The 11,707-nt window shown below is 67.1% G+C and carries 11 protein-coding genes and 1 pseudogene; 8 read left to right on the top strand and 4 right to left on the bottom strand.

Going from position 1 to position 11,707, the window contains the following annotated elements; all coding sequences use genetic code 11:
* The first annotated feature begins 225 nt into the window (after positions 1-225).
* Positions 226-1,467: a glycosyltransferase gene (locus OHB12_RS07310; RefSeq protein WP_327117370.1), complete on the top strand. Its 1,242-nt coding sequence runs from the start codon at positions 226-228 to the stop codon at positions 1,465-1,467.
* A 615-nt stretch (positions 1,468-2,082) separates the two neighbouring features.
* Here the strand turns inward: OHB12_RS07310 and OHB12_RS07305 are convergent.
* Positions 2,083-2,637, bottom strand: a pseudogene (locus OHB12_RS07305) (MmyB family transcriptional regulator); the annotation flags it as partial.
* Between OHB12_RS07305 and OHB12_RS07300 the strand changes: the two are divergent.
* Entirely contained in the window at positions 2,548-3,024 is a 477-nt protein-coding gene (locus OHB12_RS07300) for a low temperature requirement protein A (RefSeq protein ID WP_327117368.1), read from the top strand. The pseudogene OHB12_RS07305 and the gene OHB12_RS07300 sit on opposite strands and share 90 nt — an antisense overlap.
* A gap of 289 nt (positions 3,025-3,313) precedes the next feature.
* Here OHB12_RS07300 and OHB12_RS07295 read toward each other — a convergent pair whose 3' ends face one another.
* Positions 3,314-3,829 (bottom strand): putative immunity protein, encoded by a 516-nt coding sequence (locus OHB12_RS07295; protein WP_327117366.1) that lies wholly within the window; start codon positions 3,827-3,829, stop codon positions 3,314-3,316.
* A 168-nt stretch (positions 3,830-3,997) separates the two neighbouring features.
* On the opposite strand from OHB12_RS07295, the gene OHB12_RS07290 reads away from it, so the two are divergent.
* Positions 3,998-4,804: an erythromycin esterase family protein gene (locus OHB12_RS07290; protein ID WP_327117364.1), complete on the top strand. Its 807-nt coding sequence runs from the start codon at positions 3,998-4,000 to the stop codon at positions 4,802-4,804.
* Positions 4,805-4,888: 84 nt separating this feature from the next.
* On the opposite strand, the gene OHB12_RS36175 is transcribed toward OHB12_RS07290, so the two are convergent.
* Both OHB12_RS36175 and OHB12_RS07285 read right to left on the bottom strand, forming a co-directional pair.
* The gene (locus OHB12_RS36175) at positions 4,889-5,065 is read right to left on the bottom strand and encodes a hypothetical protein (protein WP_442799984.1); all 177 of its coding nucleotides are present in this window, start codon (positions 5,063-5,065) and stop codon (positions 4,889-4,891) included.
* Positions 5,041-5,457 carry a Tn3 family transposase gene (locus OHB12_RS07285; protein ID WP_327117362.1) on the bottom strand — a complete coding sequence of 139 codons (417 nt, stop codon included), beginning with the start codon at positions 5,455-5,457 and terminating at the stop codon, positions 5,041-5,043. Before OHB12_RS07285 ends, OHB12_RS36175 begins: the two co-directional genes overlap by 25 nt.
* Positions 5,458-5,853: 396 nt before the next feature.
* Here OHB12_RS07285 and OHB12_RS07280 point away from each other — a divergent pair, with 396 nt between their 5' ends.
* The 5 genes from OHB12_RS07280 (at position 5,854) to OHB12_RS07260 (ending at position 11,696) form a co-directional block, all read left to right on the top strand.
* Entirely contained in the window at positions 5,854-6,828 is a 975-nt protein-coding gene (locus tag OHB12_RS07280) for a hypothetical protein (protein ID WP_327117360.1), read from the top strand.
* A gap of 453 nt (positions 6,829-7,281) precedes the next feature.
* Complete coding sequence (locus OHB12_RS07275; protein WP_327117358.1) at positions 7,282-7,932, top strand: maltokinase N-terminal cap-like domain-containing protein; 651 nt, start codon at positions 7,282-7,284, stop codon at positions 7,930-7,932.
* A 101-nt stretch (positions 7,933-8,033) separates the two neighbouring features.
* Positions 8,034-8,630, top strand: coding sequence for an HdeD family acid-resistance protein (locus OHB12_RS07270; RefSeq protein WP_327117356.1), 597 nt, complete (start codon positions 8,034-8,036; stop codon positions 8,628-8,630).
* Between the two features lie 54 nt (positions 8,631-8,684).
* Positions 8,685-10,175 (top strand): S8 family peptidase, encoded by a 1,491-nt coding sequence (locus OHB12_RS07265; RefSeq protein ID WP_327117354.1) that lies wholly within the window; start codon positions 8,685-8,687, stop codon positions 10,173-10,175.
* Positions 10,176-10,484: 309 nt separating this feature from the next.
* On the top strand, positions 10,485-11,696 hold the full coding sequence (locus tag OHB12_RS07260; protein ID WP_327117352.1) for a DUF418 domain-containing protein: 1,212 nt from the start codon (positions 10,485-10,487) through the stop codon (positions 11,694-11,696).
* Positions 11,697-11,707 lie beyond the last annotated feature (11 nt).

Raw genomic sequence — 11,707 nt, 5'->3', positions numbered from 1 at the left:
CCGCACGATCATGGTGAAATGCTGGACAGTGGGCATCAGGGTCGTCCCCCCCAGGCGGGAGGGGGCTGTCTACTGGGCAGCGAGGTGATAAAACAAAGGCAAGGAGGGGTATCCGCTCCTTGCCACTTTGAGCATATAGCGCATAGGGGGTCTTGCCGCAAGGCCCCGGTTGTGCCGCACAATCACCCCTCGACGCCGGAACGTACGAAAGAGGGAGTCGCCGGAATGCGCGTTGTGTTGGTGACCTACGGGTCGCGCGGGGACGTCGAGCCGATGACGGGGCTGGCGCGGCAACTGCAAGCTCTCGGCGCCGAGGTGCGGGTGTGCGCGCCACCGGACTTCGCGGAACTACTGGGCGGCGTCGGCGTTCCGCTGACGCCCGTCGGTTGGCCGATACGCGCGCTGGCGACGCGGGCGGTCACCGGCAAAGCACCGAAGACCCTTCCCGAGATCGCAGCCGAGCTGACCGCCATGGCCTACGAGGCGGTCGCCGCAGTGGCCGTTGGCTGTGACGCGGTGGTGGCCACCGGCTCGCTTCCGGCCGTGGCCGGTGCGCAGGCGGCGGCCGAGAAGCTGGGCATCCCCTATGTGTTCACGTCCTTCTCCCCGTGCTACCTGCCGTCGCCGCACCACCGGCCGGTCGCCTGGCCGGGCCAGGTTCTTCCCGCGGACGAGACCGACAACCGGGTGCTGTGGGACGCCAACGCCGAGCACCTGAACACGCTGTTCGGCGAGACGATCAACACCCATCGGGTTTCGATCGGCCTGCCTCGGACCGACAACATCCGCGACCACGTCCACACCGCCCTCCTGTTCCTGGCGGCGGACCCGGTCCTGGGACCGTGGCCGCAGCCCGCGGACCTCGACGTGGCGCAGACCGGCGCGTGGATCCGGCCGGACGAGCGCCCGCTCTCGGCCGGTCTGGAGGCGTACCTGGACGCCGGCCCCCCGCCCGTGTACGTGGGCTTCGGCAGCATGCCCCTGCGCGAGGCGGAGGAGGTCACCCAGGCGGTCATCGAGGCGGTCCGCGGACAGGGCCGCCGCGTCCTGCTCGGGAGCGGCTGGGCCGACCTTGCCCTGATCGACGACCGGGACGACTGCTTCGTCGTCGGCGAGGTCAACCAGCAGGCACTGTTCCGCCGGGTGGCCGCCGCCGTGCACCACGGCGGTGCGGGCACGACCACGACGGCCGCCCGGGCCGGCGCGCCCCAGGTGATCGTGCCGCAGGTGGCGGACCAGCCCTACTGGGCCAGCCGAGTAGCCGAGCTGGGAATCGGCACTGGACACGACGGTCCGACGCCGACCGCCGAGTCCCTGTCGTCCGCACTCGAGATCGCCCTGACCCCCGAGACCGGCGCCCGCGCGGCCGCCGTGGCCGCGACGGTCCGCACCGACGGGGCGGAGCGGGCCGCGAATCTTCTGCTCGGCATGATCGGCCGGAGCGGGTCCGCGGTGTCCGCGGGCTGATCCCCCGGAGGTCGCGCGGGCAGGCACCCAGCCTGTCCGCGCAGCCGACCAGGGACCCCTCGGACCCGTTCGGTCGAGTTCGTCGAAGCCTGGTAATTCGATCAGCAGATCCACCAGAGCGTCGGTGATCGTCGACCAGCTTCTCATCGGCATCGGCGAACAGATCCGGCGGCAGCCGCAGCGCCCGAACCGCCGACAGCTTGTCCCACCTCCCGCAACAGAGTCTCCGAGCTGACCTAGCCCGGGTCGGACTTCAACTCCGCCAACAGATTCCGGCGACTGGCCAACGGTGCGGTATCGGTCGCGACCAGAGCGGTCCACCGATGTCTCACTGAGCCGGGACACGGCGCGCCGGCAGACTTCGGCCGACAAATCCGGCGGGATCCTCCACTCTGGTACGGGCGTCCAGGGGGCTCTAGTTTTCAAGCGGTTCCGTAGCAGTTTTGTTTCGTTTGCTTCAATCAAACGCAAACGAAAAAGATGTTGAAGGTTTCGAGGGTCTGTCCAATTCTGACCGCCGATAATGTTCACTTATCGGCGGTCAGAACGGAGGTTTGTTCCTTCCGGCCCACCCTGGCGGGGGAGACAAAACGTTCGACTGGCACCCGGGAACGGCTACGCCGCCGCGTCGCGAAGATCTCGGGAGGCCGCTACGGCGCAACCGCCGTCGAAGGCAACGTTCAATCGGTTGGTGGCGAATCTGTCGACGGGACGGCACAGCTTCGGATCGGCTAAGGCGCTGCTTCGACATCCCGCGTTGGCCAGGGGCTGGTCAGCGATCGGCACGGTGGGAGTGGTGATCTCGGAGACGAGCCCTTCGCGAGGGTGGGTGTCGGAATCGGATGCGCAGGTGAGCGTGGCGAGCAGTCGGAGGGCGTCGTGGGAGGGGGAGTCGGGTTCGGCGGTGTAGACGGTGAAAGTGAGGTTGGGGTCGGCGACGAGTTGCATGCCCTCGTAGGCGAGGGTGATGTCTCCGACAAGGCGGTGGTGGAAGTGTTTGGTGCCGTGGTGGCGTACGTTGTGGGCGGCCCAGCGATGGCGGAATTCCTCTGAGCGGGTGGATAGTTCGCCGACCAGGTCGTGGATGCCCTTGTTGAGTGGGTCGCGGCCGGCGTTGGTGCGCAGGACCGATACGCAGATGTCGGCCATGGTGTGCCAGTCGCTGAAGAAGGTCCGCGCGCGGTGGTCGAGGAATGTGTAGAGGGCGAGGTTGTCACGATTGTCGGGGGTGTCGTAGACCTCGCTCTACCCGACACGCGGCTGCTGTGGTGGGCCGCCGCCGCGCTGCTCGAGACCGCCGGAACATGGACGGCGCACCTGGTACCCGGGCGCTCGCTGGATTCGGAGCAGTTGGCGTTCGACGCCGATCACATGCTCGAACGCATGGGGTTGTTCTTCATCATCACCCTCGGCCAGGTCGTGCTGGTGACCGGCACCGCCATCGACGAGGCCCACGACACCGGCGTCATGATCGTCCGCGCTGATGGTGGCGACCAGCCTGTGGGCGCTGCAGTTCAGCGGATCTCAGCGCATCGCCGTCGAATACGCCGCTCGTAGCTCGAACCCTATCCTCGCGGTCAGGCTCGGCGTCAACGCCCAACTCGTCGGATTCGGCCTGGTCTGCCTCGCCGATCGAACTGATCCGCCCCGAACAGATCAACCAGGCGATGGACAACGTCGTCGCGAAGAAAGCGCGCTACTGTCAATCCCCTCGAAGTGTGGAGGGTTCCTTTATGCGGCTTCGTCTCGCGACAGGGCTGCGGCGGCCTCCGCTCGGACGGTGGTCATGTGGGTCTCGTAGTCGATCGTGATCTCCCGCAGAAGCGGATAAATGACAGGCTTCAGCTCAGTCGAAGACGTGCCAGCAGATGGCGCTCCGACGTTGTTGATCGTCGAGAACGAGTTCATGGATAGCGGCAGGGAGGTGCAGCCGCTGCCACTCCCGTTCCTTGGCCTGAGCTTGCGCAGCGTCGTCGGCTGCGACGCATGCGCCGGCTGCCCTGATGGCGTACGCCGCAGCGCCCAGCTCATGGGCGGCGACGTGAGCCACCGCAACCGCCTGGCCCGCCGACAGTGCGGCGAACTTCGCTGGATCGGGCATCCCGCGCGCCGCGGCATTCGCCTGGAAAGCGGCTCGGTGTGCGTCACCCATACGCACCTCACCGCGGATCCAGGCTCGACCGATATCCATAGCGTCGCGGGGCCGGCTGTCACCTGGTTGATGATGCTCGAACAGATGCAGCACGTGCTCGGCGCACAAGAGGGCCCAGTCAGCCAACAGTCGGTGGTGCTCATCCGTCAGAGTGCCCCCGCGACGGATGGTGATCAGCCGAGGATCACGCTCTTTCGGAAGAATCGGCACGCTCCCATTCCTACCATCCAGATCCCGGCCGCCTCCTGCGTGGACAGGCCGTGCCCACGCGCCGGGTCGATCGGCCTGAGCAGTCCACTATCTTGAATGTTTCTCCTCACTGTCCTGAGGATATCGCGCATAAGTTTCAATTGATGGTTCAACGATACCGTTGAGGGAATGACTGCTTCTATCAAAGACGCCGCACATGTCGTCGACGCTGCGACCGTCATGGGGTTGCTCCCGGCAAGGCCGCGGCTGCTCGCCCTGGGTGAGCCCACCCACGGCGAGGATGTTCTGCTCGAGCTGCGAAACGATCTGTTCCGGCAACTCGTCGAGCAGGAGGGCTACCGGACCATCGCGATCGAGAGCGACTGCATGATGGGCCTGGTCGTGGACGACTATGTCACCTCGGGCACGGGCGATCTCGACGACGTCATGGAGCGCGGCTTCAGCCATGAGTGGGGCGCCTTCGCGGCCAACCGCGAGCTCGTGCGTTGGATGCGCGCGTACAACCACGGCCGGCCCGTGTCACAGCAAATGCGCTTCGCCGGTTTCGACGGCCCGCTGGAGATCACCGGCGCCGCGAGCCCCCGGGAGTCCCTGGCCGCACTCCACACTTACCTCACCGCCTGGGTCGACGCCGACCTGCTTCCCTGCAGATGGGCGACCTGCCGGTGGAATGGTGGAGCGCCGGGGCGATCGTCAGCCCCCAGGCTGGGCGAGGAGTACGCCTTCATCGCCACGGCCCTCGGCACGATCCGCCACCACGGTGTGGAGATCCCACCCCCGGACACCGTCGAAGGACTCCTGTACGCGCTCCCGGAGTACCGATACGTCGTCGACGCCCGCCGACTGGCCGCTATCCTCCGCGACGTGACGCCCGCTCCCCGCGTGTCCCCTTGGTTCGGCTACTCCCCGCTGGACCCGGCCCACGTGGCCGGCGCCGACGGGATCATCTTCGTCAAGGACGCCCCGCCGAGCTAAGCTCCTCCGCGTTGAGCGCCGACCGGCCGGCAACGGTCCAGGCGGCGACCGGGCGTCGTCGGCTACTCGTCGACGGTGTCCGGGTCACGCAGTGGGCGTAGCGCCCGGTCGGTACGCGGGCTGAAGGCATAGCGGCCGAGGATGTTGATGTGGGTGTGCGCTCAGCGGGGACAGCCGGGCAACGTCCTCATTGCGGACCGGGTTCCTGTCGGTGCGCAGCCGGTCGACGGCGGCGTCTATGTAGCCGGTGTTCCACAGCACCACGGCGTTGAGACCAGACCGAGCGCGTCCTCCTGGCCCTCAGGGTAGGAGTGGTGCTGTTCGCCGCGCTGCCCGTGGAAGATTCTTGCAGTCTGAGCGGTGGCGGGACTCCTGGACGGTGAGCCGGCGGTGTACGGTGCGCCGGTAGCCGTATCGATCGGGTCGACCATCGCCAGCAGGTGCAGGGTCTCGGCGATGTGGCCGCACTCGGCGAACGCCTGCCCCGGCGGGGGGTGCGTGTTCCGGGCGAGCATCCGGATCAGGTCGTAGGAGCGCACCCTGTTGGCCAATAGCGCCCCGGCCACCCGCGGCATGTCCGGCCAGTGCGCCCGGATGCGTTCCAGGTTGACCCTGTGCCGGGCGATCGCGCCCAGCGGCAGATCAAAGATCACACCCTCAACAAGCCAGCCCGCTTACCGGAGGATCCTGTACCGATCCTCCCCGCCCTCGCAGCCACAATCGAGTTCCTCACTAGCCAGATCTGATGAGATCAGATGGCGCTTGCCTTCTCGATAGATCTGGCCAAACCCCAGTTCAGCGAACCTGATATTGGCCAGATAAATTGAGACAGGAATAGCCACAAGGTATTTCGTTTCATATCAATAATTCATATTCGACAAAGCAAACGCTACGATTTCCAGGTGTCCAATGTATGCAACTATCCGGGCTGCGCTCGTCCCATCACACGCGGCGGCGGGCCTGGTCGGCCGTCGGAGTACTGCGACCATCCGGATCACACGCGATGGCGCGCCTGGCGGGAACGTCAACGGCAACAACAGGAATTGGAGGTGCCCGCCGCTTCCGTCACTGTGACGCAGCAAGGGCCGGTGCCGGCCGCGCGATTGCGCGCCGATGAACTGCTCACCCGGTTCCGCGGACTCGCTGATCAGCTGACGACCACGTTGAACGCTGCCGTCGCCGAATTGTCCACACTGGCCGACCCGTCCATCGTCGAGGCCCAGGTACAGGCGGTGCAGGCGGACGCGGCGCGGCGCATCGCCGAGGCAGAGGTCGCCTCCGTCGCGGCCGAGCAGGCGCGCAGGGAGGCGGACGAAGCCAGAGCCCTCGCCGAGTCCGCGGCCCACGACGCGGCAAACGCCGCCGAACAGGCGGAAGGGCGGGTCGCCGAGGCGAATTCGGCCCGCGAGGACGCACTACGCGAGGTCGAACGCATCACCAAACAGGCGGCCGACGATGTGTTCGCCGCGCGCGGCGCCGCCGACGCCGAAATCCGCACCGTCCGTCGCGAGTCCACCGAAGAGATCGAACGCATCAAGCAGGACGCCGCCGAACAGGTCCAGCGTGTGGAGCGGCGCGTCGAAACCGAAATCGCGCACGCGCGGCGCGAAGCGGCCGCACAGGTCTCGGCCGCCAGGTCTGAACGTGACTTCGCTGTCCAGCGTGCTGCCGAGGCAGAACGCGCGACCGACCGCGCCGAACATGCCGCTGCTGAACGAGTCGAAGCCGCGAACGAGGCCCGCGACGAGTGGCGCAGGGTCCGTGCCGAACTCGACGCCACCCGTGCCGAGCTCACCGAAGCCCGCCGATGCGCCGCCGCCGACCTCGCGCTCGCCCGTTCGGACGCCGCGGCGGCCGTCGACAAGCTCCGCGCGGAGGCGGCCCACCGTATCGAGGCGCTCGACGAAGCCCGCGCCCAAACCCTGGCCCGCGCTGAACGCGCGGAAGCGCAACTCGACGAACTCCTCGCCGAAGCCCGCCGCAAACCACCCGCCACCGATCTCGGTGCCCGCGTCGAGGCGTGACGGGCTGTGAACGAACACACCGAACCCGATCCGCACCCGTTTCAGTGACCGCTGCTGCGGTCGCCAGCCCGATCGTGCCGTCCAACGTGGGCATTCCCGTGGCCAGATGATCCCCGAGTCACACGCTGTCCAGGCCCACGTCCTCGTCGGCCGCCGGCGAAATGCATTCGTGACGCTGAACTTCGATCGACGGCAGAATCGCTTCGATGCTCATCATTGGAACGATCCTGATATCTCAACCCGACTCGAGGTCGAGCACCGGTTCCGAGCGGCTGATCCCCGCAGAAGAACTGCCACCGCCGACGAATCATGCCGCAGTGTCGAAAGGCTACATGATCCCAACAGATTCTGGTCCGGCACCGGTCGGCTGAACCAGGGCGGATACGTGAAGGATGGGCTGGTCGGAAGCCTGATTACACTTCAGTGTGACGGCGGCGTGGAGGAGGCTCGGGTATGCCTGTCCTCTACCGAACCACGATGGTTCCAACGAAGTTGGCGCTGCTGAGTTCTTGGTTGCCCACTCGCGCATGGTATCGCGGTGACGGCGAGCGCGAACTGCGGAAAGCCGGTGGGTTCCGCCTGGATGATCCCGATGGCGAGGTCGGGATCGAATTCATGGTGGCCACCGACCATGCGGGCGAGCAGGCGCGCACCTACCATGGGCCGCTGACTTATCGCGGGTCACCGCTGGCGGGTGCCGACGAGGAGCTTGTGGGGACCGCGATGCACGGTGTCCTCGGCAAGCGATGGATTTACGATGCTGTCCGCGATCCGGTCGCGGTGGCTCAGATCGTCGCAGTACTCGCTGGGCGGACGAAGCCGCAGGCGCAGAGCGAAAGCGGCACCCCGGACCCTTCCGTGGTGGTCCGTGCTGCCGAAACTCTCGTCTCCACGAGCGAATTCGGCCCAGCGCAGGAAGTATTGTCCTACACCGACATTCCGGTCGGACAGCGAGTCGTGCGCGTCCGTCGCCTCCTGAACGCTACCGGCGCACCCGCCGAAGCATGTGGTTCCGGCCATGTTCCGGCCCCGTGGCGGACTGCCGGGGGAATCGCCGTCCGCAGTGTGTTCTTGTCCTTCGCCGAGAGACCAAGAGAACGCTGATCGACCCGCAGGCCTGGGTGACTCGAATCTCGAGCATTCGCTTCGGCGTTGCGTAGTGCAAGCAAACATCCTGCGAACAGAAGTCGTCATATCATGTTGCTATGCCCGAAACCGAGATCGAAGGGCGTACGGAACCACTGGCCGGCGGCGCCCGGCAGATGGTACTGGTGGCCGGTGCCTGCTCTATGATCATGGGTGTGGCCTTGGCAGTGTGGCCACACAAGTCGCTGCCGACGGCGGAAATGTTGTGCGGCGCTTATCTGCTGCTCCACGGAGTGCTCCAACTGATTGTGACATTCGGCGCTCGCTTCGCCACAGCGCTGCGCGTGCTGGTGTTCGTCAGCGGCGTGCTGTCGGCCGCGCTGGCCGCGCTGTGCTTCGCGGGCGGCAACTCGACGCAGCTGCTGTCGTTGTGGATCGGTTCGGCGTGGGCGATTCGCGGCACCTGCCATGCCACTGTGGCGGTGTGGGTCGAGGACCTGCGCGGCGGGGGACGACAGGAGGTGGTCGGCCTCGCCACCATGGCGCTGGGTGTGACCATCGGCGTCCTGCCATCCGACTCGCTGGACGCGCTCGGCTGGGTGATTGGGCTGTGCTTGATCGCGATCGGGTCGACGGAGGTGCTCGGCGTCGCAGTCGTCCGCCACGGCGCGGTCGCGTTTCCCGCGCTCGCTCCGAACACACGGTTGAATCCGTAACCGCGCCAACGATTGCGGTGGCGACGGGCCCGCACACCAGGTTGACTGTTCACCATGGCAGCCCAGCATCGAGAGTTCCGATCGCCCGCCGAGCTGATCGTGGTCACCCACGGCACCGATTCCGCGATCACACCGACTGCCCTCAGCGAGAACCGCGACGGACAGTCGCGAGTCGACGATTTGCTTCCGGCGGGCGCCGACTTGGTTCGAATCTTCGGACCGGCCAACCGGTTGCAGAGCAGGCTCGCTGGCACCTCGCACGCGGATGCCGGCGCGGAGTACCTGAACTACTTCTTCGTCCGCGGCGTCACCGATGATCTCGACAGCGTCGTCGAGCGATTGCGTGCGGACGACGCCGTGGAGGCGGCCTATGTGAAGCCGCCCGCTGAACCGCCGATCGCGCCGGGAGGTGTCGTGCGCGTCGCGGCGCCTGCCGCTGACGCACCGCCTGTGACTCCGAATATCGAAGAGCGCCAAGGGTATCTGGACGCCGCCCCGCAGGGGATCGACGCACGATGGGCCTGGACGGTTCCCGGTGGGCGCGGCGAAGGCGTGCGCGTGGTAGATGTCGAGGGTGCGTGGCGGTTCACCCACGAAGACCTGCACAACAATCAGGGCGGGGTGATCGGAGGCAATCCGTCACCGGATCAGGGCTGGCGTGACCACGGCACCGCCGTCGCAGGCGAGATCAGTGGTGACGTGAACCCCTACGGGATCACCGGCATCACACCAGAGGCGTATATCAGGGCGGTATCGGTCTTCGGGTCGGGGTCGGCGGCGACGATCCGTTCAGCGGCGGACGCGGTGGGCGCCGGCGACGTGATCCTGCTCGAATTGCACCGTCCCGGACCGCGATTCGACTACGCGGGCAGGCCGGACCAGCGCGGCTACATCGCGATTGAATGGTGGCCCGACGACTGGGCGGCTATCCGCTATGCGATCGGCAAGGGCGTAATCGTGGTGGAGGCCGGCGGCAACGGCGGGGAAGACCTCGACGCCGCACTATATGACACGCGCCCCGCGGAGTTCCCGGAGACATGGCGCAACCCGTTCCGGGGCGGTGCGGCCGATTCCGGGGCGATCATCGTCGGCGCGGGCGCACCACCGCCCGGGTTCCACGGGAACGATCACGGCCCCGCCCGTTCCCGGCTCGCGTTCTCCAATTACGGACAGCGTGTCGATGTGCAGGGCTGGGGGCTGGAGGTCACCACCACTGGGTATGGCGATCTGCAAGGTGGTTCCGACGAGGACCTGTGGTACACAGACGTGTTCAGCGGCACCTCGAGCGCGTCGCCGATCGTGGTTGGCGCCGTCGCGAGCTACCAGGGCATGACCGGGGCCGCGGCCGGACGCAAGACACCTGCGGCGGTGCGAGCTCGACTGCGGGAGACCGGCTCACCCCAGACCGACGCGCCGGGACGGCCCACGACCCAGCGGATCGGCAACCTGCCGGACCTGAAGTCGATGATCGTGCCGCAGGCCGAGCTTCGACCAGATCGTCGCGACCCGACTGAGTCCGGGCACGGTGACCGAGATGCCGGGTAGGTCGCTGCCCGACGCGGCGGCGCGGCTGGGCGAGAAGCAGGCGCAGCCGGTCGTCCGCGGGCGGCGCGGGTGCGCTGAGTTGCATTTGCGCACCGGGGAATCGGCCATCGCCGCACTTTCCGACTCCACTGAGGGGAAGCCGGGCTTCCTCGCCGAACGTCAGATCCTTCCGGAGGTCGCGCAGCGACGGCAATTGTCATTATGCTGCGGGTCGGGCCCGGAGGGCTACGATCGGCGAAGCGGGAACCGGTCCGACGACGCACACATCGTTCCAGCGCGTTCGCCTACTTCCAAACCATGACCGGGCCGATGGAATCCGTGCTTCCCGCGACCGCGTCGGCGCGGAGGATCGCGGAAGTAGACATCCTGCGCGGGTTCGGGCTGTTCGGCATCCTCATCACCAACGTCACGGTCGCGACCACGCTGTGGTCGTTCACCGGCACCGACGACGATCCGCGGCCGCGATTCGGGGGGCCGGTCGACGAGGCGCTGCGCGGACTGGTGGACGCGCTGTTCGCCGGTCGGTTCTACCTGCTCTTCGCCTTCCTGTTCGGCTACTCGTTCACGCTGCAGATCGCGGCGGCGCAGCGAGCCGGGGTCTCGGCGAACGCACGCCTGTTGCGGCGCTGCGCGGCGTTGCTGGTCGTCGGGCTCGCACACGTATTCTTCCTGTGGATCGGTGACATCCTCACCCTGTACGCGTACCTGTGCCTGACTCTGATCGCCCTGAAGGACCTTAAGCCGCGCACTGCGGTCATCGCCGGGGCCGTGCTGTACTCGGGCTGGTGCGCCTGGGCGTTCCTGCCGGGTGGCGGCGGCACGATTTCCGGGCTGGTGACCTTCTTCGGCATCCACCGGATACACGACGGGTACACGGGCAACGCCGCGGATGCTTTTGCCAACCAGATATGGCTGGCGCCCGCGTTCATCGCCCTCATCTGGCTCACCCAGGGCGTGACCAGCCTCGGCATGTTTCTGATCGGTATGGCGGCGGGCAAGCGGGAGCTGTTCACCGACCGGGAGACGGTGGCCCGCTGGGCGCCGCGAGCATTAGCGGGCGGCATGGCGATCGGCCTTCCGGTGTCGGCCATGACCTTCGCAGGCGCGCTGAATTGGATTCGGCCGCCTACATTCTGGGTCGGAGTGCAGGAGTTGGTCGATCCGCTCATGACTTTCGCCTACATCGCGGGCATTCTCTGCCTGACCCGGTCGGCGCGCACGGCGCGGGCGATCGGTCGGCTCGCACCGGCAGGACGGATGGCGGCCTCCAACTACATCGGGCAGTCGATCGTGCTGATGGTTGTCTACACCGGGTATGGGTTCGCCCTGGCCGATGCGGTCCCGCCCGCCGTTGTCCTGGGCATCGCGCTACTCACCTACGCCGTGCAGCTCACGCTCAGCGCCTGGTGGTTGGGGCGGTTCCGGTACGGGCCGGTGGAGTGGCTGCTGCGAGCAGCGACCTACCTACAGGTCCCGGCGTGGCGGCATAGTCCGGAACACGTTCCGGCTAACCAATCCTGAAGCCGGCCCCA

This window comes from Nocardia sp. NBC_01730 (assembly GCF_035920445.1).
Lineage (GTDB): Bacteria > Actinomycetota > Actinomycetes > Mycobacteriales > Mycobacteriaceae > Nocardia.
Note: the sequence above shows the minus strand (reverse complement) of the source record. Positions and strands in the feature narration are given on the sequence as shown.